We start from the raw sequence: 24,543 nt of genomic DNA, 5'->3' as shown, positions 1-24,543 counted from the left end.
AGGGCTGGCATTTTGGGCGCCTGCAGCGGGTGTGATCTTGCATTTGGCTTGAAATGCTGAAATCGACCCCAAGCTATGAAGCCCGTATGCACATCCAGCCTATGCACATCCAGCCACAGCAGTCCTCCCGGTATTCCCTGTTGAACACACAGTGCTGCGCGCCTGTCCCCGCATCGCCCGGCTGTATCGAAGGCCTCAAGCGGCGGACCCCGGTGCGGCTGCCGCACATGCGGAGAATCGCCGTTGTTTGAGCGGCACGCGGGCGGCGAGCGCGTCATCCTGGTGGCGCTCGATTTTGGGACCCCGGATTTTGCCGAAAGCGTGGCCGAGTTGCGTCTGCTGGCAGCGGGGGCGGGGCTCGACATCCGGGGTACCGTGCAGGGCAAGCGCAGCCGTCCGGACGCCGCGCTGTTTGCTGGCAGCGGCAAGGCCGATGAAATCGCGGCGCTGGCGGCCGCCACCGAAGCCGATGTCGTCATTTTCAACCATGAGCTGTCGCCCGCGCAGGAACGCAATCTGGAGCGCCGTCTGCACTGCCGGGTGATCGACCGTGTCAGCCTGATCCTGGATATCTTTGCCCGCCGGGCGAGCAGTGCCGAAGGCAAGCTGCAGGTCGAGTTGGCCCAGTTGCAGCATTTGTCGACCCGCCTGGTGCGCGGCTGGACCCACCTGGAGCGTCAGCGCGGCGGCGTCGGCATGCGCGGTCCGGGCGAGAAACAGCTGGAAACCGACCGCCGCCTGATCGGGCTGCGGGTCAAGGCATTGCGCGAGCGGCTCGCCAAACTGGGCAAGCAGCGTCGCACCCAGCGGCGTTCACGCGCGCGTCAGAACGTGCTGTCGGTGGTGCTGGTGGGCTACACCAATGCGGGCAAATCCACATTATTCAATGCGTTGACGCGCGCCGGCGCCTACGCGGCCGACCAGCTGTTCGCCACGCTCGACACCACCACACGCAAGATTTATCTGCCGCGTCTGGCTGAATCGGCCGGCGGTGAACCGGCGAGCGGCGAAGTGGTGCTGTCGGACACCGTCGGCTTCATCACCCGCCTGCCGCACGATCTGGTGGCGGCCTTCCGCGCCACGCTGGAAGCCACGGCCGAAGCGGATTTGCTGCTGCATGTGATCGATTCGTCCAGCTCCGGACGCGAGCGCCAGATCGAGGCGGTCGAAAAGGTGCTGGGCGAAATCGGGGCGGGTGCCGTGCCGCAGCTTCGTGTTTACAACAAGCTCGATCTGACGGGCGTGGCGCCGGGAGTGGGGCGCGACGAGTATGGTAGACTTCAATGCGTGTATGTGTCCGCGCAAACCGGCGCTGGACTTGAACTTTTACGTGAGGCACTGTCGGAAATTCTTCACGCTGGCTGTGTTCGGCATGGGGCCAGTGCGCCAGACGACACCTCTCCTCAAACTGAAGTTATCTCTGAATAAATCGATATGGCATGGAACGATCCCCAATGGGGCAACAACGGCAACCGCAACAAGAACAGCGGACCGCCTGACCTCGACGAGATCTGGCGCCGCATCAACCAGCGCCTTAATGGTCTGTTCGGCAAGAAGGACACTGGTGGCGGCAGTGGCGGCGGAGAGGGTTTTCCGCCCGAAGGCTTGCCAGGTGGCGGTAATCTGGCCGGCCTGCTGATCGGCGTGCTGGCGCTGGTCTGGGTGGCGAGCGGGTTTTACATCGTCGACACCGGTAAGCGGGGCGTGGTATTGCGTTTCGGCCAATATATCGAGACCACCGAGCCGGGTCCGCGCTGGCATCTGCCGTGGCCGATCGAGTCGCGCGAGATCGTCAACGTCGATCAGGTACGCACCGTTGAAGTCGGCTACCGCAGCGACGTCAAGAGCAAGGTGCTGAGAGAATCGCTGATGCTGACGGATGACGAGAACATCATTGATCTGCAGTTTGCCGTTCAATACATACTGAAAGACCCGAAAGATTTTCTATTCGTTAACCGTGGACCCGAAGAAACGGTGCTGCAAGTGGCCGAAACCGCGATGCGCGAAGTCGTCGGTAAAAACAAGATGGACTTTGTTCTGTATGAAGGCCGTGCTGAAATTGCAGCGAGCGCCAAGGTGCTGCTGCAGCAGATTCTCGATCGTTACAACACCGGCATCAGCATCAGCCAGGTGACCCTGCAGAACATCCAGCCGCCCGAGCAGGTGCAGGCCGCGTTTGACGACGCGGTGAAAGCCGGGCAGGACCGTGAACGCCTGAAAAATGAAGCCGAAGCCTATTTCAACGACGTTGTGCCGCGCGCCCGCGGTCTGGCGTCGCGTCTGACGGAAGAAGCCGAAGGCTACAAACTGTCGGTGATTGCCAACGCCGAGGGTGAGGCCAGCCGCTTCGCGCAAATTTTTACCGAATACCAGAAGGCGCCTCAGGTCACGCGCCAGCGTATGTATCTCGACACCATGCAGGCCGTGATGAACAACACCAGCAAAATATTGGTGGACCAGAAGGGCGGCAACAGCCTCCTGTATCTACCGCTCGACAAACTGCAGCAGGCCGTGAGTCAACCCTATAGCGGCTCCCCGGATGTGTTGTCGCAGGCGGCTCCGGCGCCGGCCGCCACGCCCCTGGACGCTCGCACGCGTGACGCTTTGCGCAACCGCGACCGGGAGGCACGGCCATGAGCAAGTATCTCGGTTTTATCCTGATTGCCCTGATTGCATTGCTGGTGGTGCTGAGCACCAGCATGTTCACGGTGGACCAACGGCAGAATGCCCTGGTGTTCCAGCTGGGTGAAGTGGTCTCGGTGAAAAAGAAACCGGGTTTGTATTTCAAGCTGCCGCTGGTGCAGAACGTGCGCTATTTCGATACACGTATCCTGACGATGGACGCGGCCGATCCCGAACGCTTCATCACCTCGGAAAAGAAAAACGTGCTGGTCGATTCGTTCATCAAATGGCGCGTGATCGATGCCAGGCAGTTCTATGTGTCGGTTGGCGGCGACGAGAGACGGGCGGAGATTCGCCTGAACCAGACGGTCAACGATGGCCTGCGTGCCGAGTTCGGCAAGCGCACCATCAACGCGGTGGTGTCGGGGAGTCGCGAGGAGATCATGAGCATTATCCGCGCCAAGGCCGATCAGGATGCGCGAACGATTGGCGTGCAGGTGGTGGACGTGCGAATCAAGCGAGTCGATCTTCCTGAGGCAGTGTCGGAGAACGTCTACCGCCGGATGGAAGCCGAACGTAAGCAGGTGGCCAACGAGTTGCGTTCGACCGGTGCGGCCGAGGCCGAAAAGATCAGGGCCGACGCCGACAAGCAGAAGGACGTGATCGTTGCCGAAGCCTACCGCGATGCTCAGGGCGTCAAGGGCCAGGGCGACGCAAAGGCTTCTGCGCTGTATGCCGCGGCGTATGGCAAGAATGCCGAGTTTTATGCGTTCTACCGTTCGATGCAGGCGTACCGCGAAAGCTTCAAGAGCAAGAGCGACGTGATGGTGCTCGACCCCAGCGCAGACTTCTTCAAGTATATGAAGAATCCGCGTGCCGCCGGCGGTCAGTGACCGGTTCCGACTGGCTGGCTGCAATCGGATTGTTGCTGGTGATTGAAGGGATCCTGCCGTTTGCCGCGCCTGCCGTGTGGCGGGAAGGCTTTCGCAGGATGCTGGAACTTCGCGATGGCCAATTGCGTTTTATCGGCGCTGCCTCGATTATCGGCGGCGTTTTTTTGTTGCTGATCTGAACTGAAATGACTGCCTGGTTATTGCCTGAAAACGTCGAGGATGTGCTGCCGCCGCAGGCCTGGCGCATGGAGGGAATGCGGCGCGCGCTGCTCGACCTGTTCCGCGGTCGCGGCTATCAGCTGGTGATTCCGCCGCTGATGGAATACGTCGATTCGCTGCTGACCGGAGTGGGGGCCGATCTCGACCTCAAAACCTTCAAGCTGGTCGACCAGCTCAGCGGACGCCTGATGGGCGTGCGCGCCGACATCACGCCGCAGGTGGCGCGCATCGATGCGCACCTGCTGGCGGCCAATGCCGTCAATCGCCTGTGTTACGCGGGCAGCGTGCTGCACACCCAGCCCGATGGCTTTCATCGTTCGCGCGAACCGATCCAGATCGGCGCCGAGTTGTATGGCGAGACCGGCGCCGAAGCGGATCTCGAAATCCTCGGGCTGATGCTGCAGGGCCTCGCCGCATGCGGGGTGAAAACGCTGCAGCTCGACATCGGCCACGTCGGGGTTTACCGTGCGCTGGCGCAGGAAGCCCGTTTGAGCCGCGAGGTCGAACACCAACTGTTCGGGGCGCTGCAGGCCAAGGACAGCAGCGCCGTGGCGGTTCTTGCCGCCGGTCTGCCCATCGCCTTGCGCGACGCCTTTGCCGCACTGCCGCGTCTGTATGGCGACCGCAGCGTGCTGGCCGAGGCGCGTGCGTGCCTGCCGCCGCTGGCGGCGGTCGAGGCCGCACTGGATACCCTGGAGACACTCGACCGCGGCCTTGTCAACGTCGAGGCGGCCTATGATCTGGCCGAGCTGCGCGGCTACGGCTATCACAGCGGGGTCGTGTTTGCCGCCTACACCGGCGGACGCAGCCATGCGATTGCGCAGGGCGGACGCTACGACGAAGTAGGGCGGGTATTCGGCCGGGCGCGCCCGGCCACCGGATTCAGTCTGGATTTGCGCGAACTGGTCATCGCCGGTTCCGATGCTTAATAAAATGGCAGCACAATAAACTAAAGGGAAATTCACCATGGCAGCAAAAAACGTCGTCGTCATCGGTACCCAGTGGGGCGATGAAGGCAAAGGCAAGATCGTCGACTGGCTGACCGACCGCGCGCAGGGTGTGGTGCGCTTCCAGGGCGGCCACAACGCAGGCCACACGCTGGTGGTGGCAGGCAAGAAAACCGTGCTGCACCTGATCCCTTCCGGCATCCTGCGCGACAACGTCACCTGCTACATCGGCAACGGCGTGGTGCTGTCGCCGACCGCGCTGCTGGAAGAAATGGACATGCTGCTGGCCGCCGGGGTCGACGTGACGGGCCGCCTCAAGCTCAGCGAAGCCTGCCCGCTCATCATGCCGCACCACGTGGCGCTCGATCAGGCGCGCGAAATCGCCAAGGGCGCCGGCAAGATCGGTACCACCGGGCGCGGCATCGGCCCCGCCTACGAAGACAAGGTGGCGCGCCGCGCGCTGCGCCTGCAGGACCTGTTCCACCGCGAGCGCTTCGCCGCCAAGCTGGGCGAAGTACTCGACCACCACAACTTCATGCTGAAGAACTATTACAAGGCAGAAGTGGTGAGCTTCAACCAGACGCTCGACAGCATGATGGCCATGGCCGAACGCCTGAAGCCGATGGTGGCCGACGTCCCGCGTAGCCTGTACGAGGCCAGCAAGGCGGGCGAGAACCTGCTGTTCGAAGGCGCGCAGGGCACCTTGCTCGACATCGACCACGGCACCTATCCGTTCGTGACCTCGTCCAACTGCACCGCTGGCGGTGCCGCCACCGGCGCCGGCGTCGGCCCGAATACGCTGCATTATGTGCTGGGCATCACCAAGGCCTACACCACGCGCGTCGGCTCCGGGCCGTTCCCCACCGAGCTGTTCGACGACGTCGGCCAGTATCTCGGCGAAAAGGGCCATGAGTTCGGCGCCACCACCGGTCGCCAGCGTCGCTGCGGCTGGTTCGACGCCGCAGCGCTCAAGCGCTCGATCCAGATCAACGGCGTGTCCGGCCTGTGCGTGACCAAGCTCGACGTGCTGGATGGGCTGGAAACCGTGCGCGTGTGCGTCGGCTACAAGATCGACGGCGAGGCCTGCGACATCCTGCCGGTCGGCGCCGAATCGATCGCCAACGTCGAGCCGGTTTATGAAGACCTGCCGGGCTGGAGCGATACCACCGTGGGCGTGCAGACGTTCGACAAGCTGCCGCAGAAGGCGCAGACCTACCTGAAGCGGATGGAAGCGCTGTGCGAAGTGCCGGTAGACGTGGTGTCGACCGGGCCGGATCGGGTGGAGACGATCGTGCGTCGCCATCCCTACGACGTTTGATGTATAAAATAAAGCCTGAAGAAGCAAAAAGCCGACACGGGGTCGGCTTTTTACATGCAACATTTGGTGCCCAGAAGAGGACTCGAACCTCCACACCTTGCGGCACACGGACCTGAACCGTGCGCGTCTACCAATTCCGCCATCTGGGCAATAAGGCGCGCATTCTAGAGAGCAGAGATTAAATTGTCAACGACCAAATCGCGCAGCCGCGCAAACAAACACAAAATTCCGGCGATTCGCCAGGCCGATCCGTTCTACGAGCGCGAGATCGAACGCTACGAATCGCCGTTGCCGAGCCGCGAATACATCCTGCAACTGCTGACCGAAGCGGGCTGCCCGCTCGACGTCGACGCCTTTGCCGCGCAGCTGGAAATCACCGAGGCCGAGCGCGACCTGTTCCAGCGCCGCCTGGGCGCGATGCAGCGCGATGGCCAGCTGCATCTCAACCGCAAGCGTCAGTTGTGCCTGCCGGACAAGCTGGACCTGATCAAGGGTCGTGTTGAAGGCCACCCCGACGGTTTCGGCTTTGTGGCCCCGGAAGAGGGCGGCGACGATCTGTATCTGTCGCCCAAGGAAATGCACCGCGTGCTGCACGGCGACCGCGTGATGGTTCGGGTGGCCGGCCTCGACCGGCGCGGGCGGCGCGAGGCGAAGATTGTCGAGGTGCTGGAGCACGTCAACAAATTCGTCGTCGGCCGCTACTACCTCGAAGGCGGCGTTGGTTTTCTGATCGCGGAGAACCGCCGTATCAACCAGGACATTCTGGTGCCGACCGAGCATGCGGGGTCCGCGCAGCCCGGCCAGGTGGTGACGGTGGAGATCCTTACCCAGCCCGGCGCGCACAACGAGGCGATCGGGCGGGTGAGCGAGGTATTGGGCAGCTACACCAGCCCCGGCATGGAAATCGAGATCGCGCTGCGCAAGCACGATCTGCCCTATGTGTTTCCGCCCGAGGTAGAAAAACAGGCGGAAAAACTGCCGGCCAAGGTGCAGAAAAAGGACATGGCCGATCGCGAGGACATCCGCCATCTGCCGCTCGTCACCATCGACAGCGAGACCGCGCGCGACTTCGACGACGCCGTGTACTGCGAATCGCTCGGCCGCAGCGGCTACCGGCTGGTGGTGGCAATCGCCGACGTCAGCCATTACGTGCAGCCGCGCGACGCGCTCGACAGCGAAGGCTTCAGCCGCGGCAACTCGGTGTACTTCCCACGCCGCGTCATCCCCATGCTGCCCGAGGCGCTGTCCAACGGCCTGTGCTCGCTCAACCCGGAAGTCGACCGTCTGTCGATGGTGTGCGACATGCGCATCACCAGTACCGGCAGCGTCAAGGAATACCGCTTCTATCCGGCGGTGATCTTTTCGCACGCGCGCCTGACCTATAATCAGGTATGGAACTGGCTCTCCGGTGCGGCCGAACCGGAGCAGAAACACGCCGCGATGATGCCGCACCTGCAGGCGCTGGATAAGCTGTTCCGCACCTTGCTGAAGGCGCGCGCCAAGCGCGGCGCCATTGATTTCGGCTCGACCGAGACGCAGATCAATTTCGACGACCAGGGCAAGATCAAGGAGATCGTGCCGGTGATCCGCAATGACGCGCACCGCATCATCGAGGAATGCATGCTGGCGGCCAACGTTTGCGCATCGGATTTTCTGCAGGAGAACAAGCAGCCCACGCTGTACCGCGTGCACGAAGGCCCGACCCCCGAGAAGCTCGCTGCGTTGCGCAGCTTCCTGGCCGAATTCGGGCTCGACCTCGGCGGCGGCGACAAGCCGCACGCCAAGGATTACGCTGCGCTGCTGGAGAAGATCAAGGATCGTCCCGACCACGGCCTGTTGCAGACTGTGATGCTGCGTTCGTTGAGGCAGGCGGTGTACAGCCCGGACAACAAGGGCCACTTCGGCCTGGCGTACGAGGCTTACACCCACTTCACTTCGCCGATCCGGCGCTATCCCGATCTGCTGGTGCATCGCGGCATCAAGGCGGTGTTGAACAGCGAGAAACTGCCCGTCAAGGGGCTGGCTGAAATCGGCGCCCACTGCTCGATGACCGAGCGCCGCGCCGACGATGCCACGCGCGACGTCGACGCCTGGCTGAAAACCTATTTCATGCGCGACCGCATCGGCGACGAGTACAACGGCACCGTCAGCGCCGTCACCAGCTTCGGCATGTTCGTCGCGCTCGACGACCTCCTCATCGAGGGCCTGGTCCACGTCTCCGAACTTGGCCAGGACTATTTCCATTACGACCAGGCCAAGCACATGATGCTCGGCGAGCGCACCGGGAAGAAATATCGCTTGGGCGACCGCGTGCGCATCAAGGTGCTGCGCGCCGACATCGAGACCAGCAAGATCGACTTCAGCCTGGTTGAACCGGACAGCTCTGCGCACGACATGCAGCGCGCATTCGAGCAATCAGAGCCGAAAAAGAAGACCGCCGGTAAATCCGGCTCCGGCCGCAAGAAGAAATGAGCGAGAAGACCGCCGAAAAACTCATTTATGGTTTTCACCCCATACTGGCTCGCCTGCGCCAGGATCCCTCGGGTGTTCTGGAAATCTATCTCGACCTCACCCGCCGCGACGCGCGCGCGCGCGACCTGGTACATCAGGCCAAGGACAACGGGGTCAAGCTGGCGCAGGTCGAAGCTGATCGGTTGACACGATTGGTTGGCAAGGCCGCCAAGCACCAGGGCGTGGTTGCCCGCGTCAAGCCGGTGGCGCTGACGCATTCGCTCGATGAGGTGCTGGAAAATATCAAGGGCCCGCCGTTGCTGCTCATCCTCGACGGCATCACCGACCCGCACAACCTCGGCGCCATCATGCGTTCGGCCGATGCCTTCGGCGTGCACGCCGTCATTGCGCCGAAGGACAACGCGGTCGGTATCAATGCTACCGTGGAAAAGGTCGCCTCGGGTGCCGCCGAAACCGTGCCCTACATCATGGTCACCAACCTCTCGCGCACGATTGAAGAGCTCAAGGAACACAATATCTGGGTCATCGCAACCGACATGGACGGCGAACTGCCCTTGTCTAAAATCGACCTCAAGACTGGTATCGCCTGGGTACTGGGCGCCGAAGGTACGGGTATCCGCCGCCTGGTCAAGCAAAACTGCGACCAGGTCGCGCGTATTCCGATTGGCGGCACGGTGGAAAGCCTCAACGTCTCGGTGTCGGCGGCGCTGTGTTTGTATGAGACGGTGCGGCAACGCGGGGAATGACCGGAATGGCCCGCATACATAGAATGGGCGAACTGCCCAACGGAGGCTAGTCTGCTACAGACCATCGAAGTTGAAATCTACGCAACGGGACACATCCACCCGCTGGAACCCGTGCAGGCTATCCCCGCCGGCCGCGCATTGTTCACGCTCCTGCGGCCGCCGGTTGACGAGGTACTGCATCTGGCCGAGGCTGCGCTCGCCGAAGACTGAACCGCCCCGGATTTTGTGGAGGCTCCAACTCTTGAGAAGATGGAGCCTTGGGAATTTTCATCGGGGCGTGATCTAGCCGCGAACCTTGCGATATGCCTCCAGCAGGCGCCGGTGGATCGCACTACCTTCGAAGTCGTCGCCCAGTTTCGTCAACCCGAAAAACCGCTCGTCCTGATTGAACAGCGCAAATGCCTGTTCCAGCGTCTCGCGGCCGTACATCAGGGCCAGGGCGGGCTCGAAGGGGCTGGGGTCGCCGAGTTGGGTGAGGTCGGCGATGCAGCGGTAGACCTTGAGGCGCGCTTCGCTGCGCTGGCCGTACTGGGCGATCCAGGTGCAGCCTTCGCGGATTGCGTCGTCGTCGCCGAGGGCGAGCGCGAGCAGCAGCTTCAGTTCGCCAACTCTTAAATCGGTCCACGGCGAATCGGCATCCGGCGCGAGGCCGATCAGCACCGTGACCAGGCGGTCGTCCGCCAGTTCCAGTTCGCCGATCAGGTCGAGCAGTTCGGCACATTCCTCCTCGGTCAGTTCGGGCAGGCGCGCGAGCGCCGGACGGATCAGGTTGCCGACGCTGTTGTTCTCGAATTCGAGTTCCTCGACCGGATAGATCTCGGAGACGCCGGGCACCAGGACGCGGCAGGCGTAGACGCCGAGGTGGGTGAAGTCGGCGATGTAGAGGTCGTGCCCGGCTTCGTGCAGCGCATCGACCGACCACGCGTAATCCTCTTCGGTGGTGGTGCCGAAATTCCAGTCGACGAATTCGAAGTCGGGGGTGTCGCGCAGAAATTGCCATGAAATTACACCGCTGGAATCGACGAAGTGGATTTCCAGGTTCTGCGGGTCGGCGATTTCGGCTTCGTCGAAGCCGGGGGCGGGGAAACCCGCCAGCGAATCGAGCGCGCGGCCCTGTAGCAGTTCGGTCAGCGCGCGTTCCAGCGCCACCTCGAAGCGCGGGTGCGCGCCGAAGCTGGCGAAGCAGCCCTGATCGTGGGGATGCAGCAGGGTGACGTTCATCACCGGATACTTTCCGCCGAGCGAGGCGTCCTTCACCAGGATGCCAAAGCCGGCACAGCGCAACGCGCGGATACCGGCGGCGATGTGCGGGTAGCGCTCGATCACGATTTCGGGCACGTCGGGCAGGCACAGGCCCTCTGCGATGATGCGGAACTTGATGTGGCGCTCGAAGATTTCGGACAGCGCCTGGGTGCGCGCCTCCTTCAGCGTGTTGCCGGCCGACATGCCATTGCTGACGTAGAGGTTGCCGATCAGGTTGACCGGGAAATACACGGTCCTGCCGTCGCGCAATCGCTGGTAGGGAATGGCGCAGATACCGCGTTCGGCATTGCCGGAATTGAGGTCGATCAGCTGGTCGGCGCGCACGCCGGCGTCGGGGTTGTAGTGGGTGTGCAGTTCAGGCGTGAGCAGTTCGGCCGGCCAGGCGTCGTCGTCTGAAGAAAACCAGCGCTCGTCGGGATGGTGGACGTAGCTGCGGTGGGCGATCGTCTCGCCCAGATAGAAGTGGGTCCAGAAATAATTGGTCGACAGCCGCTCGAAATACTCGCCCAGCGCGCTCGCCCGCGCAGCCAGCTCCGAGGCGCCCTTGCCGTTGGTGAACAGCAGTGGGCAGTCGCGGTCGCGAATATGCACCGACCACACGCCTTCCACCGGATTGAGCCAGGAGCGCTCTTCGATATGGAAATCCAGCGCTTCGAGCTTGGATTGCAGGGTGGCGATCGAGGCTTCGAGCGAGGCGTCCTTGCCGGGGATGAAGCTTTCGGTGGTGGCGTGCATGGGGTGACTCTTTTTTGAACAGCCAACAGCATAATCGATGCGTCAAGTGCGGCGTAAAATGACGGATGTCGATCCATCAACGAGGCAGCTGCAATCTGTGAATTCGTCCATGCCTGACCGTATTGCTTTATTCTCGTTGTTGCTTACCCTTGCGTTTGCAGGTCCGGTGACGGCTGCCACCCAGACGTTTGGCCTGGATGACGACCAGGCGGCGCCAGCGGCACGTCCGCAGGCCGAGTGGGTGCGGCAGGCGCAGGTGCTTGAAAAACGCGCCGACTGGCAGGGTCTGTTGGCGTGGGGGCAAGCGTGGGCACGGGCCGAGGCGAAGAATCCGCTGGCCTGGTTCGTTCAAGGGCGTGCGCTGGGCGAACTGGGGCAGTTTGCCGAAGCCATCGCGGCGTATCAGCGGAATCTGCGCTTCGCGCCCGGCGATGTATATGCGCGCAACAATCTGGGCAACGCCTACCGCGACAGCGGGCGTCCCCGCGAGGCGATGCGGGCGTATCGTGCGGCCGTAGAAACCGACCCCGATTACATTCAGGCCTGGCACAACCTGGGGCTGACGTTCTATCTGACGAAGGGGCAGGCGGGGGTGACCCAGGCGCTGCAAAAGCTGCAGGCGTCCGACCCGGCGCTGGCCGAGGTCTGGCGCACGTTGGCGATCGAATATTCGATCACGCGCGATGAACGGGTTGCGCGCCAGGCGGTGCGTGTGCTGCGCGGTTTGAGCGCGGTCGAGCGCGCGCGCATGTTCGGCATTCTGTTCGACGAGGGTTGAGTCACAATTGGCTGCGGTTCGCCGTTGTCACACCGCGCCTTGCTCGAACTCCGCCACGACCTGCCGCAGGCGGCTGGCTTCCTGCTCCGGCCGCATCAGCCCGCGACGCTGGCGGGTGTGGCTGAGCAGATCGGCATAAAAATCGGGGTCGGTTTCGGCCCTCGACAAGAGCCTCGCCAGCTGTTGTTCGTCGCCCACCGGGAAATAGCCCGGGTAGTGCTCGCCCAGCATGCCGATATTGCCGGGCATGTGCGAGGCCAGCACCGGCACATCCGCTGCCAGCGCCTCGCAGATGACGTTGGCGCCGCCTTCCATCACCGAGCTGATGACCATCAGATGCGCGCGCGCCAGCCGCTTCAGCACCGTCCGGTGCGGCACCTCCCCGACCCAGTGCCAGCGCGGCAGCTTGCTCTGCGCCATCTCCGCCGTTTCGGCCGTTTCCCTGGAGAGGGCGCTGCCCAGATGCGTCACCTGGATTTGCGAATGTCCGGGCAGGTAGGCCGTCGCCAGTGCCGCTCGGAAGGGATCCTTTTCTTCGCGCAGGTTGCCGATCACCAGCACCTCGAAGGGTTGGGCAGGCGCGGGCAGGCGAGCAATGTCGGGCGACGACTGGTAGATCACCCGCGCCCTGGCGGCCAGATGCGCCGGCAGTTCGTCGACGCCGCGCGTCTGCAGCACGATCAGCCGGTGTGCGAGTTCCAGCGCCTGCTGGGCGTCGGCGTTCTGGTGGATGTCGCGATACAGGTCGGTGCCGGTCAGCACCAGCAACAGGGGGCGGGTCGGGAAGCGCTCGGCAAAGGCGCGGATCGAGGCAAAGCTGCGCCGGGCGTGCAGCGCCAGCATAAGGTCGGTGCTGCGGCCATCCCATTCCACCTGCGTCCGCACCGTGTGACCCGCCTCGCGCAGGAAGCGCGCCCAGCGTGCGGCCGTGTGCCAGTTGCCGTTGCGGTGTTCGCGGCCGTAGGGGGTGATGAGGGCGATGCGCATCGTAAGAGTGTAGCCTGCGATAGCGAAACGCGGATAATCCGGGCATGACCGAAACGCCCATTTCCTCGCGCGACAACTCCCTGTTCAAGCGGCTGAAGAAGCTGTCCGAGTCCGCCCGCGCCCGACGCGGTGCGCAGATGACTTTGCTGGATGGCGAGCATCTGTTGGCGGCGTATCTTGATGCGGGGGGGCAGCCGCACACTTTGGTAAGCGCGTCGTCGTTCGACGTGGGCCGTTTCAGAGCCTTGGCGGGGCGATGTCCACACGCCAAAACCATTGTGCTGACCGATGCGCTGTTTGCCGAGTTGACGCCTGTAGCCACGCCGACCGGGGTGCTGAGCGAAGCCGCCTGGCTGATGCCGCCCCCCATCAACGCGACGCCGCTGGTGCTGGTGCTGGAAGATATTCAGGATCCCGGCAACCTGGGTTCCATGCTGCGTACCGGCGCGGCGGCGGGTGCCACGCTGGCGGTGCTGTCGAAGGGCTGCCACGATCCCTGGTCACCGAAGGCACTGCGTGGTGGGCAGGGTGCCCAGTTCGTGTTGCCGCTCGAATGCGGTGTGGATATTCCAGCCTGGTGTGCGTTGTTTGAAGGGCAGAGCCTTGCGCTTGCGTTAGGGGAAGACAGGAGTGTGTTCGCACGTGATCTGACAGGTCCGCTGGCCATTATTGTCGGCAATGAAGGCGGTGGGTTGTCGCATAAAGTACGTGCCGCGGCGACAGCCACGGTTCAGATTCCGATGCCTGGCAAAATGGAGTCATTGAACGCTTCGGTGGCACTGGCTATCGCCATGTTTGAAACCGTGCGGCAGCGGTCAGGCTGAACCGCAGATTTCATTGCCAGTGTCTCAATTCGAGTGTGGCAAAGCCCGTTCGCCGGTTCGCCGGTCTTCCACAATTCGCAACTGGTGGTCTTTGGCAAAGCTCATCACGTGGTCGTAGGTGGCACGGTTTTCGGTTTCCAGCCAGGGCGCCACGATCAGGCTAAGCTCTCCGTCGACCACGTTGGGCTGCACGCCGTAGCTATAACGTAAACGCGGGTCAGCAAGGAAGCTGGCCAATGTCGCCGCAAGACTCTCAATCCAGGCTGTCGGGTTGAATTCGATATCGCTTTGTGTCATGCCACTCAATCCCCTGTTGTCTTCAGACATGGTGAATTCACCTTTTCGCGGAATGTACAGTGCTTATTCGACATGTTTCGACAAAACTGAAGCAATGAGAGGTGCCGCGTTGATATTATGATGGGCCAAAAAAGGTCTTGATACTGCCGTCAGTTCTTCCTTTTCCGTGGAGGGCAGGTTGTCACTTAGGCCGGGCGCAGACGGGCGGCAATTTCTTCCACGGACATGCGGGTGGTGTCGATGACGGGAATGGCATGCTGCGTGTAAAAACGTTCGGCGGCGGCGAGTTCTTCGCGACATTGCGCGAGGCTGGCGTAGCGGCTGTCGGGGTAGCGCGCCTGGCGGATGGTGGCGAGGCGTTCCGCCGACAGGGTCAGGGCGCGCAGGCGCGGCAGGTGGGCGAGCAGGACGCCGGGGAGGCTGTTCTGTTCGAGGTCGTCCGGCGTCAGCGGATAGTTGGCGACGCGCAGGCCGTATTGCAGGGCGAGGTAGAGCGCGGTGGGGGTTTTGCCGACGCGCGAGACGCCGACCAGGATCAGGTCGGCCTGATCGAGCCGCTGCGGTTGCAGACCATCGTCCAGCGCCAGGCTGAAATTGACTGCATCGATGCGCGATTCGTAGTTGTGCGCCATGCCGTGGGTGCGGCCGCCGCTGGGGGTGGCGGCCAGGCCCAGCGCGGCTTCCACAGCGGGGGCGACGAGGTCGAAGACATCGAACAGGCTGGCGCGGCTGCCGCGCAGGACGGTGCGCAGGGCCGGGTCGGCCAGGGTGGAAAACACCAGCGCGCCGGGCGTAGCGGCAATTCGCGCCGCGGCGGTCCGTGCCTTTTCCGGGCTGTCGATGAAAGGCAGCGCAATCAGGTTAAACTCAAGTGCAGGAAACTGCGCCAGCACGCTCTTCGTCACCGCCTCGACGGTGACACCGGTGTGATCGGATACGCAGAAAACGCTGTAGCTTTTCATGGAGTGGATTATGCATGCTTCAACTGACTATATCGTTCCACTGGATAGCCTGTCGATGGCGGACGTGCCGCGCGTGGGTGGCAAGAATGCATCGCTGGGCGAGATGATCGCCAATCTGTCCGGCGCCGGCGTCAAGGTACCGGGTGGCTTCGCCACCACGGCGCAGGCGTTCTGGGATTTTCTCGACCACAACGATTTGCGCGCGCGCATTCATGAGCGGCTGGCGGCGCTCGACGTGGCAGACGTGACGGCGCTGGCCGCGGCGGGGGCAGAAATCCGCACCTGGGTCGAGGCGGCCGCGTTGCCGGCCGTGCTCGAAACCGGCCTGCGCAAGGCCTATGCCGCACTCGGCGACAGCGTGTCGGTGGCGGTGCGCTCGTCGGCTACCGCTGAGGACCTGCCCGACGCCTCGTTTGCCGGGCAGCAAGAAACCTACTTGCACGTGCGCGGCGCCGACGACCTGCTGCAGTACGTGAGGAAGGTCTTCGCCTCGCTCTACAACGACCGTGCCATTGCCTACCGTGTGCATCACGGCTTCGCGCACGCCGACGTGGCGCTGTCGGCGGGTGTGCAGCGCATGGTGCGCTCCGACATCGCCTGTTCCGGTGTGCTGTTCACCCTCGACACCGAATCCGGCTTCCGCGACGTGGTATTCATCACCGCTGCCTACGGGCTGGGCGAAACCGTGGTACAGGGCTCGGTCAATCCGGACGAATTCTACGTGCACAAGCCGAAATTGGCCGAGGGTTTTCCCGCCGTGGTGCGGCGCGAACTGGGCGAAAAGGCCATTCGCATGGTGTGGCGCGACGGCGCGACCGTGATCGAGGACACGCCAGCCGAGCTGCGCCGGCAATATTCGCTGACCGACGCCGAGGTGCTGGAACTGGCGCGCCAGGCGGTGGCGATCGAACGGCACTACAAGCGCCCGATGGACGTCGAGTGGGCGAAGGACGGCGAAACCGGCGAGCTTTTCATCGTGCAGGCGCGCCCGGAAACGGTAAAGACGCGCACCAGCGGCGTCGGCGAGCGCTACACGCTGGAAGCGACCGGCGAGGTGCGTATCACCGGCCGCGCCATCGGCCAGAAGATCGGCGTGGGCGTTGTGCGGCTGATCGCCAGCCCGGCCGAAATGAACCGGGTGCAGCCGGGCGATATCCTGGTCACCGACATGACCGACCCCGACTGGGAACCGGTGATGAAACGTGCGGCGGCGATCGTCACTAACCGCGGCGGACGCACCTGCCACGCCGCCATCGTCGCGCGCGAGCTGGGCACTCCCGCCGTGGTGGGCACCGGCGAGGCGACCGCGGTGCTGAAGGACGGCGAGACGGTGACGGTGTCGTGCGCCGAGGGCGACACCGGCTTTGTCTACGCAGGCAAACTGCCGTTCACCGTGGAGACGCTGGCGAGCGAAACCCTGTCCGCGCCGCCGGTGAAGCTGATGATGAACGTCGGCAACCCCGAGCGCGCCTTCGAGTTCGCGCAGATTCCGAATCACGGCGTCGGCCTCGCGCGGCTGGAGTTCATCATCGCGCGCATGATCGGCGTGCATCCGCTGGCGCTGCTCGATCATGCCGGTCAGCCGCCGGACGTTCGCGCCGAGATCGATGCGCGTGCGGCGGGCTATGCCGACCCGGTATCTTTCTATGTGGACAAGCTGGCCGAGGGCATCGCCACCCTGGCCGCCGCGTTCTGGCCGCAGCCGGTGATCGTGCGCCTGTCCGACTTCAAGTCCAACGAATACGCCAACCTGGTGGGCGGCGAGCGCTACGAGCCGAAAGAGGAAAACCCCATGCTGGGGCTTCGCGGCGCGGCGCGCTACGTGTCGGCGCTGTTCCGTCCTGCGTTCGAGCTGGAGTGCTGCGCGCTGAAACAAGTGCGCGAGACGATGGGCTTTTCCAACGTCGAAGTGATGATTCCCTTCGTTCGCACGGTGGAAGAATGCGCGGCGGTGGTGAAACTGCTGGAGGCAAACGGCCTCAAGCGCGGCGACCATGGCCTGCGCCTGATCATGATGTGCGAGATTCCCTCAAACGTGCTGCTGGCCGACGATTTTTTGCAGCACGTCGACGGCTTTTCCATCGGCAGCAACGACCTCACCCAACTGACGCTGGGCATCGACCGCGACTCCGGCCTGGTGGCCGAAAGCTTCGACGAACGCAATCCGGCGGTGAAAAAGCTGCTGGCCGAGGCTATCGCCGCCTGCAAGCGGCAAGGCAAATACATCGGCATCTGCGGCCAGGGGCCGAGCGATCACCCCGATCTGGCCGACTGGCTGGTGGCGCAGGGAATCGGCTCGATATCGCTCAATCCCGATACCGTGGTGGCAACCTGGCGGCGCCTGACTGCCTGATACCCGCGCCTTGACCGATGGCGTGAATTGGCCCCACCCATCGAAACGCGGTAATCCAGCGTATTGGCCAAGCGGACATTACTGATTACTCAACTGATTACTCAGGCTTTCCATGGGCGGAGGTCACGTGGAATCGTATGCCGCGCCGCCGCGTGACGAATTGATCGGTGTCTCTCAAGTGTCTCGCCGCCAGCCTGGACATTTTCCCGTTGCAAAAGACACCAGCGCCAAACCATAAAACCGACGCTATTGCATTTTTCATTGGATGGAAACCCGCGAGTTGGAGTAACCATATGTTTACAAAAGACAAATCAATGTGGCACGCAACGTGCTTATTAATGCGGGTCGCCAAGCGGAGGATGCGCGTGCAAGTTAACAGTCTGTTCGATCGTCTTCATGGCCGTCCAGCCGGTATGGCCAGCCTGGTTAACAAGGACATCGATGTTCCCGGTTTGGGGTGTGTGCATGTGGTGCGCTCGGTCGATTGCCTGGGCGCCATGTGTCCGCGGCCGCAGTTGCTGACCATGAAGGTGCTGGGCGAAGTCGGGTCGGGTGCGGCCATCGAAGTGGTGCTCGATAATCCCACGGCTGTCGAGGGATTTCCTGCGCTGGCGCAGACACTCGGCTGCACGCACCTCGCCACGGTTCGGGAGTCCGATTGCTGGCGTGTTTACCTGCGCAAGGGTTTTTTTTAGGCAATGCAATCTGGGGCGGCCTGCCAGGCCCGCCGGTTTTGCTGAGGAGAGTATGAGTGAATGTAGCGTCGGCAAGTATCGCAGCTGAAACGCATTGGCTGTTTCGCAAAAGCAGTCTCAAGGCGATGGGGATCTTCCTGCTCGTTGTCGCCGGCTCGCTGCTGGCCCTGGCGCAGGACACGCGCTTCGTTTACCTGCTGGTTTACGTCTGGTTTGGTCTCGCTTACGGCATGCTGCTGCAATACGGCCGTTTCTGCATGGCATCGGCGACACGCGACCTGTTCGCAGTGAAGGTGCCGCGCATGGCGGTCGGCGTGATGATCGCGGTGGCGCTGTACGCGGTCGTCGCCACCATCGTTACCCTGAGCGGGTTCAGTACATTCCATCCCAACGCGATGGGCTGGCATATCGTCATCGGCGCCGCAATTTTCGGTTTCGGTATCGTCTTTACCGGTGGGTGCGCCTCGGGTTCGCTCTACAAGGCGGGCGAGGGCAACATGAACTCGATGCTGGTGATCGTTGCCATCTCGTTCTCGCAGGCTATCGTCGTGACCGCGAGCGGCTGGTGGGACGCCCTGGTGCCGCAGTCGTGGGTCGCTTCTGCCGTGGCCAAGGACATGCCAGCCGAGCTGACCGTCACGCAGGGCTGGTTCGATATCTTCACCGCGGGCTACATGTGGGATCTGAAGGGCTCCACCACCGCCGATGCGCTCGGCCAGAGCGGTGCTGCGGGCATTGTGCTGTACAACACCCTCCTGACCGCGATCCTGCCGGTCATCCTCATCCTGATCGTGCTGTATGTTTTCTATTACCGCAAGGGCTACCTGCGCCGTTCCGGCAAGGCCAGCCCGGTGCTGCGCGACGAGCTTGCGGGCATGTGGGCCATGTGCACATCATCAAAGAATACCGCCCTGGCCGGTATCGGTCTTGGTATTCTCGCCGGCCTGCACATGTACGTGACCGGTGCATTACGCGAGCACTACGATATCTTCAACTTCGGTGAACTGCTGGTGGCGATGGGTTACACCGAGGGCCTGTCCATCCAGGACACCGTGTTCGACCCTGGCTACTGGTACATCACCACCCAGGAAGCGCAGTGGGGCGGCTGGATCATGCAGAAGCTGGGCATCAACAACATGGACAGCATCTTCTTCGGCCTCGACAATGGCCTGCCGAACCCGCTGCTGAATGCCCCTGGCTTCATGTCGATCGGCATCATTCTCGGCGCCGCCATCATGGCGCTCTCGCGCCGCGAATTCAAATGGAAGATGCCGAGCTGGGAAACCGCTTTCTTTGCCATCGTCGGCGGCACGCTGATGGGCATCGGCGCGCGCCTGGCCATGGGCTGCAACATCGGCGCTTTCTTTGCCACCGTCACCAATGGCGACCCCAGCGGCTGGGTTTTTCTGATTGGCATGGTGCTCGGCGCCTATGTCGGCGTGAAGGTCTTCACCTGGTACATGGACTGGAGCGACGCCCGCAAGCCTTCGGAGTGCGGCCTCTAGGATGGCCCAGACATTTCAGACAAGCAATCATCATCAAGGAGTAGTGCTATGGCAATGAGTTTCAACAAGACCGCCGATCATGAATGGGAGTTGAACGTGTGCGGCTACGCCTGTCCGCACCCCCAGATGTACACCAAGAAAGCGCTGCAGAAGCTGGAAAGTGGCGACGTGCTGAGCCTGGTTTTCGACAACCCCTCCTCGGGCGAATCGATCATGGCCATGTGCGAAGCCGAGGGTAACGACCTGATCGATCGCCAGGAGGGAAGCGGTTCCTTCACCTGGAAGATCAGGAAGGCCTGAGTCATGCAACTGGGTATCGTGATCACCGATGAATGTTTTCTGCCGCAGGCGAACGGTCTGATCGACGCGGCGGCTGCGCGCGGTTGGGAAACCCTGAGCTTCCTGACCGACACCGGCGTCAACCTGCTTGCTGACGCGGGATTCGTCGAGCGTGCACGGGCGCGCCCGAACAGCGTCACCCTGTGCGAACACAGCGCCGAGCACTATGCCGTCGGCAGGTTTGATTTGAGTGCCATCGCCGACATCGTCGTCGTCGGCGGCCAATACCAGGATGCCGAACTCGTGCGCAAGTGCGACAAGGTTCTGGTTTTCTGAGGACGGGACATGGCAGATCAAAAACGCATTCTGATGGTGGCCGTGCAGAAGCAGGTCGAGGCGCTGCGCATGGCCAGCGGGCTGACCCTGCTCGACGACGCCGTCTCCATCGCCGCCTGGGGCAAGCTGCCTGAAGGTGGCGGCGCAGCAGAGCAAATGGAAGCACTGGAGTTCGCCGAGGTGCCCGTGGTGGAACTCGCTCCCACCGGGGACGCCATGGCAGCCCTGGCGCGGCAGATTATTGACAACGACGTGGTGTATTGCGTATGAACACGGGAAAAAAGGTTTTGCTGGTCAATCCCGCGGCGGTGCCGGCGATGCCGGGTCTGGCTGAAGCCTTGCGCGCGGCTGGCGCGCAAGTGCGGGAAATGAATACGGACGATTACGGCGCATTGCTCGATGCGCTGGAACAGGACTGGATGCCGGTGGTGCTGAAAGCGCCGCTGGATTGAAAGTGTTTTGCCCGCGGCCATGGTCGCGGTGGAGGTTGTGCATGGCTGGGACGGGCGGTTTTACTGCCGGCCTCCAGCGGGCCGGCCGCTATGAGTGCGCCGTCTTGCCGCCCGGCAAGGTGGGCGCGGGCTTGATAATGGATGGAGGATTCTCAATGAACAAGCAGATGAATAGGGGTTGGGCCGGCATGACCGTCCTGGCAATGGCGCTGGGCCTGCCGGGCTGCGGCGGCGATGAGGACACGACGGCACTGGTGAAACAGATCCCGGTGAATACGCCGGCGACGATTGCTCAGACGTCGGCCGACGATTACAACCTGAACGAAAATGGCCTGATCACCGAATCGACGCTCAAGCGCTGGAAGGATGACTGGCTCAACCAGCGCCCGGCAGGGATTACCGGCAAGCTGGTTATCCTGCAGGTGACGCCGGGGCCCGCGGGCGCGGAGTACATCAAGCCCAGCGGCAACAACGTGTTTACCTATCTGTCGCCGGGTAGCGAATGGATCCAGACCCGGACCAATGGCGTTATCGAGACGCCGAGCATGGTGCCAGATGGTGCGGGTATGGATGCGCTGCTGAAGAAATACAACATCGACCCGCAAAATGACATGGTCGTCGTCGCCATGGGGACTGGCAGCACTGGCAACGCGATGGCGCAGGGTCGCATCTGGTATGCCCTGCGCTACTGGGGCGTCGACAAGAAGAACCTGGCCATCCTCAATGGCGGCAACCAGTGGCTGGATGACAATCTGGGGCTGGCCGTCGAACTGCTGCCCGCCGACTTCCAGGCGACCGCAAGCTCGGAGCCTAACAACGGCCACGCCTCGGTCATGGATCTGCTGGTCGACAACACCCAGCTGCAGGCGACGTTGCAGGACATGCTGGCCGTCCTGCCGACGTCCGACGTCAACGTGAAGAATGACGGCGTCTTCATCTGGGATGCACGCAATATTCCCAATTATAATGGGACAGGGTTCCAGAATTCCGGCTCTCGCCAGGGTCATCCGTTTGGTGCATTGCAACTTGACTTCTCCAACCTGCTCGTCTCAGGCGAGGGCTACCGCTACAAGGACAAAGCCGACCTGCAAGCCTACCTTGACGGTAATGTTAGCGGCGCGGGCTTCATCGCCGGCGATGGAGCAGGGGTCTTCACGAATGTGGGCGTGGGCAACGCCTACCAGGAAGGCGATGTCATCTACACTTATTGCGAGACGACCTTCCGCGCGATGATCACCGGCGTCGCCAGCGCCGTGATTCTCGGTAAGCCAACCCGTTTCTACGACGGCGCGATGGTCGAGTGGAATTCGCTGACCCCTGGAAGCGTCATCACCGACGCGACCGGCAATGCGATCCTGCCCGAGAATTCCCCGTGGCGCACCGACCTCAAGTCGTTCTATATTCCGGCCGCCAGCAACACCGCGGTCGCCCAGCGCTATATCACCGATGCGTATGCCAAATCGGCCAACGCCATCGTCGAGGCGGACAAGGCCTACAAGTACGGCGAGGTGATCCCGACCGCCGGCACCAGCGCCCCACCCGCCAACCCGTGCGGCGGCTAATTTCCGCCTGAACCTTGCTTTCTCCTCCTCTGGCCCACGATACTCTCGTGGGCTTTTTTTTTCGTGGAGCTGGATTTGAACCGCCTTTTTCATACGCGGCAGCCATGGCTGCTGCTGACCCTGCCGCTCCTGCTCGGGCTGCTGTCAGGTTGCGGCGAGAAGCCTACGCCTACGGTCGAGACCTTTTTAAGCAAACACTGGACCGAATCGATGCCGCCGCAGGGGGTGCCGCCGGCTACGTTCTCGCCGCTGGAAGCCTCGCTCAGTCCTGAGGCCTGCGGGCAGTGCCATACCGAACAGCTTGCTGCCTGGCGCACTTCGCTGCATAGCAAGACAATGGGCCCCGGCTTGCGCTGGCAGCTCAAATTGATGGATCAGGATCAGGGTAACCGTTGCCTGCGCTGTCATGCGCCGCTGGCCGAGCAGAAAGCGCTGTTGGCGCTGGAGCACGGCTGGCCGAACGCACCGACGCAGCCGCCGCCGGATTATGTCAGCGCCGATCTGGGGCATCAGGGACTGGTGTGCGCGGCCTGCCATGTGCGCGGGCACCAGCGCTTCGGGCCGCCGCCGCGCCGCGCGGCGGCCCAGGACGTCCCGCATGGCGGCTTTGTCGTTGCCAAGGCCTTCCAGGACAGTCGCTTCTGCGCGCATTGCCACCAGTTCCCGGATGACGGTCCGCGCATCGCCGGAAAATTGATGGAGGACACCTACCGCCAATGGCTTGCCAGCCCCTACGCCGGAGAGGGGGCCGACAAGCAGACCTGCCAGTCCTGCCACATGCCGGATCGCAAGCATTTGTGGCGCGGGATCCACGATCCGGAAATGACGCGACGTGCAATCGAGGTGGCACTAAACGTACATTCGCTTGGCGGCGGCCGCTACGAGGCACGGGCGAACGTTCGCAACAGCGGCGCGGGCCATCATTTCCCGACCTATATGGTGCCGAAGGTCGAGCTCGTGTTTTACCGCCACGATGCCGATGGCGGCATTTTCGAACTGGGGCGCCAAGTGATTGGCTGGAATGTCGATACGCAGATCACGCGGCAGCTGTTCGATGCCCGCATCCCCGCCGGTGAGGCGCGCGATTTCCGGCAGCCCTTCACTGCGACGGGCAGCGACTGGCGCGTGCTGCTGGTCATGCGGGTGCTGCCGGCCGAGCATTACGAGCGCATCTACCGTGATAGTCTGAGTCGTGCCGACCAGTTGCCGGCTGCTGCGGTACCGTTGTTGCGGCGCGCGCTCGCCGAAGCTGTAGCGGCACGCTATGAATTGTTGCGTATTGAGGCAGGCGTGGATCGGTGAGAAACCGGACTTCGAGCGACCCCGTAAGGCGGCTGGGGGACGCGCGATTCATCCAGAAGTGAACTGCTGCCATCCTCGTACCGATTGCAATTTGAAAGATCGCCGTGCATAGCACTTATTGTGCAATCGAATCGGGCTTGCTGTATTGCAATAAGTTGTTGTTATGAATGGATAATGGTTGCTGGCATGGCTTGTGCTTCAGAAGGGTGTCGATAAGACAGAGGTGAACCGGAAATCCATGCAATCGACTGGCGCAGTGACTTTGATGGCCCTTGCCCTGCTGCTGGCGGCACCGGTCGTTGCTGCGACCGAGCCGGGGCAGCCCAGGCTCAAGTATCGCGGCAATGGGCTGGCGTGTACGTGTGCTTCGGGCACGAGCGAGGCGGATATACGCAAGGCATGGGATGATCGGTTTAAGCAATCGGAAGGCGTCCGTCTGGATAATCTGGATGGGCTTCCCGCAACTCGTGACGAGCAAAGGAGAGGGATAGATGAAGCGCAACCAAGGTAAGGGTAGTCTGTTGGGAAAAATCTGGCGCGGTGGTGTCATGCTGTCGCTGTTTGGCCTGGGTGTCGCAATGCTCACCGGCCTGGCTGGCAAGCACGCTGAAGATTCGACCGTGCTTGCGGCCACGGGTTGGGGTGGCGAGGCTACGGCGGCGCTGGCGGAAGGCGCGGCGCGACTGTCGCCGATTTCTCTCGCCAATGCCTGCGGCCTGGGCGCTTCGAGTTGCTTCAAGTGTCACAATGGCAAGCGCGCAGCAGCGCCCGAAATGGATGCCGCCAAGGCGCCCTGGCATGCGCAGCACTCCAAGGTGAACAACTCGTGCGCTGGCTGCCACAAGGGAAATTCGAGAATCATGAAGCAAGACGTGGCGCACACGAAAATGCTCGCCAAGCCTCTTGACAACACGGCTGACGCCTGCAGCGGCTGCCACAAGGGTGACCTGACCAAGGTGCAGGACGCTTATCACGCCATTCCAGGAGCGAAATAAC

General features: G+C 62.6%; 25 protein-coding genes and 1 tRNA gene. 21 read left to right on the top strand and 5 right to left on the bottom strand.

What is annotated here, in order from left to right:
• The first annotated feature begins 243 nt into the window (after window positions 1-243).
• Genes hflX through ACZ41T_RS05015 form a run of 6 tightly spaced genes read left to right on the top strand, consistent with a single transcriptional unit; the run spans window position 244 to window position 5,999 of the window.
• Window positions 244-1,428, top strand: a complete 1,185-nt coding sequence (hflX, locus tag ACZ41T_RS05040) for a GTPase HflX (RefSeq protein WP_464923384.1) — start codon at window positions 244-246, stop codon at window positions 1,426-1,428.
• Between the two features lie 6 nt (window positions 1,429-1,434).
• Window positions 1,435-2,637 carry an FtsH protease activity modulator HflK gene (hflK, locus tag ACZ41T_RS05035; RefSeq protein ID WP_464923383.1) on the top strand — a complete coding sequence of 401 codons (1,203 nt, stop codon included), beginning with the start codon at window positions 1,435-1,437 and terminating at the stop codon, window positions 2,635-2,637.
• Window positions 2,634-3,515, top strand: coding sequence for a protease modulator HflC (gene hflC, locus ACZ41T_RS05030; RefSeq protein ID WP_464923382.1), 882 nt, complete (start codon window positions 2,634-2,636; stop codon window positions 3,513-3,515). The genes hflK and hflC overlap by 4 nt, the downstream gene beginning before the upstream one ends.
• Window positions 3,512-3,694 (top strand): DUF2065 domain-containing protein, encoded by a 183-nt coding sequence (locus ACZ41T_RS05025; RefSeq protein ID WP_464923381.1) that lies wholly within the window; start codon window positions 3,512-3,514, stop codon window positions 3,692-3,694. The genes hflC and ACZ41T_RS05025 overlap by 4 nt, the downstream gene beginning before the upstream one ends.
• Window positions 3,695-3,700: 6 nt before the next feature.
• A complete protein-coding gene (locus tag ACZ41T_RS05020; RefSeq protein WP_464923380.1) occupies window positions 3,701-4,663 on the top strand; it encodes an ATP phosphoribosyltransferase regulatory subunit in 963 nt (320 codons plus the stop codon).
• Between the two features lie 37 nt (window positions 4,664-4,700).
• Window positions 4,701-5,999 carry an adenylosuccinate synthase gene (locus ACZ41T_RS05015; protein WP_464923379.1) on the top strand — a complete coding sequence of 433 codons (1,299 nt, stop codon included), beginning with the start codon at window positions 4,701-4,703 and terminating at the stop codon, window positions 5,997-5,999.
• A gap of 64 nt (window positions 6,000-6,063) precedes the next feature.
• Here the strand turns inward: ACZ41T_RS05015 and ACZ41T_RS05010 are convergent.
• Window positions 6,064-6,148, bottom strand: a tRNA-Leu gene (locus tag ACZ41T_RS05010).
• 34 nt (window positions 6,149-6,182) lie between these two features.
• Here ACZ41T_RS05010 and rnr point away from each other — a divergent pair.
• Both rnr and rlmB read left to right on the top strand, forming a co-directional pair.
• Entirely contained in the window at window positions 6,183-8,471 is a 2,289-nt protein-coding gene (gene rnr / locus ACZ41T_RS05005; protein WP_464923378.1) for a ribonuclease R, read from the top strand.
• Window positions 8,468-9,217, top strand: a complete 750-nt coding sequence (gene rlmB / locus ACZ41T_RS05000) for a 23S rRNA (guanosine(2251)-2'-O)-methyltransferase RlmB (protein ID WP_464923377.1) — start codon at window positions 8,468-8,470, stop codon at window positions 9,215-9,217. Before rnr ends, rlmB begins: the two co-directional genes overlap by 4 nt.
• A 282-nt stretch (window positions 9,218-9,499) precedes the next feature.
• Here rlmB and ycaO read toward each other — a convergent pair whose 3' ends face one another.
• Window positions 9,500-11,215, bottom strand: coding sequence for a 30S ribosomal protein S12 methylthiotransferase accessory factor YcaO (ycaO, locus tag ACZ41T_RS04995; RefSeq protein ID WP_464923376.1), 1,716 nt, complete (start codon window positions 11,213-11,215; stop codon window positions 9,500-9,502).
• A gap of 109 nt (window positions 11,216-11,324) precedes the next feature.
• Between ycaO and ACZ41T_RS04990 the strand changes: the two genes are divergently transcribed.
• Window positions 11,325-11,993: a tetratricopeptide repeat protein gene (locus ACZ41T_RS04990; RefSeq protein ID WP_464923375.1), complete on the top strand. Its 669-nt coding sequence runs from the start codon at window positions 11,325-11,327 to the stop codon at window positions 11,991-11,993.
• Between the two features lie 27 nt (window positions 11,994-12,020).
• Here the strand turns inward: ACZ41T_RS04990 and senB are convergent, their stop codons facing one another.
• Entirely contained in the window at window positions 12,021-12,980 is a 960-nt protein-coding gene (senB, locus tag ACZ41T_RS04985) for a selenoneine biosynthesis selenosugar synthase SenB (RefSeq protein WP_464923374.1), read from the bottom strand.
• Window positions 12,981-13,024: 44 nt separating this feature from the next.
• Here senB and ACZ41T_RS04980 point away from each other — a divergent pair, with 44 nt between their 5' ends.
• Window positions 13,025-13,804: a TrmH family RNA methyltransferase gene (locus ACZ41T_RS04980; protein WP_464923373.1), complete on the top strand. Its 780-nt coding sequence runs from the start codon at window positions 13,025-13,027 to the stop codon at window positions 13,802-13,804.
• Between the two features lie 24 nt (window positions 13,805-13,828).
• Here the strand turns inward: ACZ41T_RS04980 and ACZ41T_RS04975 are convergent, their stop codons facing one another.
• A complete protein-coding gene (locus ACZ41T_RS04975; RefSeq protein ID WP_464923372.1) occupies window positions 13,829-14,131 on the bottom strand; it encodes a DUF3579 domain-containing protein in 303 nt (100 codons plus the stop codon).
• A 155-nt stretch (window positions 14,132-14,286) separates the two neighbouring features.
• Complete coding sequence (locus ACZ41T_RS04970; RefSeq protein ID WP_464923371.1) at window positions 14,287-15,063, bottom strand: pyruvate, water dikinase regulatory protein; 777 nt, start codon at window positions 15,061-15,063, stop codon at window positions 14,287-14,289.
• 10 nt (window positions 15,064-15,073) lie between these two features.
• Between ACZ41T_RS04970 and ppsA the strand changes: the two genes are divergently transcribed.
• From ppsA to ACZ41T_RS04915, 11 genes are all read left to right on the top strand, one after another.
• Window positions 15,074-17,416 (top strand): phosphoenolpyruvate synthase, encoded by a 2,343-nt coding sequence (ppsA, locus tag ACZ41T_RS04965; protein ID WP_464923370.1) that lies wholly within the window; start codon window positions 15,074-15,076, stop codon window positions 17,414-17,416.
• Window positions 17,417-17,781: 365 nt separating this feature from the next.
• Window positions 17,782-18,111: a sulfurtransferase TusA family protein gene (locus tag ACZ41T_RS04960; RefSeq protein WP_464923369.1), complete on the top strand. Its 330-nt coding sequence runs from the start codon at window positions 17,782-17,784 to the stop codon at window positions 18,109-18,111.
• Between the two features lie 56 nt (window positions 18,112-18,167).
• The gene (locus tag ACZ41T_RS04955) at window positions 18,168-19,616 is read left to right on the top strand and encodes a YeeE/YedE family protein (protein WP_464923368.1); all 1,449 of its coding nucleotides are present in this window, start codon (window positions 18,168-18,170) and stop codon (window positions 19,614-19,616) included.
• Between the two features lie 48 nt (window positions 19,617-19,664).
• Window positions 19,665-19,916 carry a sulfurtransferase TusA family protein gene (locus tag ACZ41T_RS04950; protein WP_464923367.1) on the top strand — a complete coding sequence of 84 codons (252 nt, stop codon included), beginning with the start codon at window positions 19,665-19,667 and terminating at the stop codon, window positions 19,914-19,916.
• Window positions 19,917-19,919: 3 nt separating this feature from the next.
• Window positions 19,920-20,231, top strand: a complete 312-nt coding sequence (locus ACZ41T_RS04945) for a hypothetical protein (RefSeq protein WP_464923366.1) — start codon at window positions 19,920-19,922, stop codon at window positions 20,229-20,231.
• A 9-nt stretch (window positions 20,232-20,240) separates the two neighbouring features.
• Window positions 20,241-20,501 carry a hypothetical protein gene (locus ACZ41T_RS04940; protein WP_464923365.1) on the top strand — a complete coding sequence of 87 codons (261 nt, stop codon included), beginning with the start codon at window positions 20,241-20,243 and terminating at the stop codon, window positions 20,499-20,501.
• Window positions 20,498-20,683 carry a hypothetical protein gene (locus tag ACZ41T_RS04935; protein WP_464923364.1) on the top strand — a complete coding sequence of 62 codons (186 nt, stop codon included), beginning with the start codon at window positions 20,498-20,500 and terminating at the stop codon, window positions 20,681-20,683. The genes ACZ41T_RS04940 and ACZ41T_RS04935 overlap by 4 nt, the downstream gene beginning before the upstream one ends.
• Window positions 20,684-20,838: 155 nt before the next feature.
• Window positions 20,839-22,245 carry a hypothetical protein gene (locus ACZ41T_RS04930; RefSeq protein ID WP_464923363.1) on the top strand — a complete coding sequence of 469 codons (1,407 nt, stop codon included), beginning with the start codon at window positions 20,839-20,841 and terminating at the stop codon, window positions 22,243-22,245.
• 75 nt (window positions 22,246-22,320) lie between these two features.
• The gene (locus tag ACZ41T_RS04925) at window positions 22,321-23,547 is read left to right on the top strand and encodes a multiheme c-type cytochrome (RefSeq protein WP_464923362.1); all 1,227 of its coding nucleotides are present in this window, start codon (window positions 22,321-22,323) and stop codon (window positions 23,545-23,547) included.
• Window positions 23,548-23,725: 178 nt separating this feature from the next.
• On the top strand, window positions 23,726-24,058 hold the full coding sequence (locus tag ACZ41T_RS04920) for a hypothetical protein (RefSeq protein ID WP_464923361.1): 333 nt from the start codon (window positions 23,726-23,728) through the stop codon (window positions 24,056-24,058).
• Complete coding sequence (locus tag ACZ41T_RS04915; RefSeq protein ID WP_464923360.1) at window positions 24,039-24,542, top strand: hypothetical protein; 504 nt, start codon at window positions 24,039-24,041, stop codon at window positions 24,540-24,542. Before ACZ41T_RS04920 ends, ACZ41T_RS04915 begins: the two co-directional genes overlap by 20 nt.
• Window position 24,543 lies beyond the last annotated feature (1 nt).

This window comes from Thiobacillus thiophilus (assembly GCF_055378705.1).
This window is presented reverse-complemented; position numbering and strand designations above follow the sequence as displayed.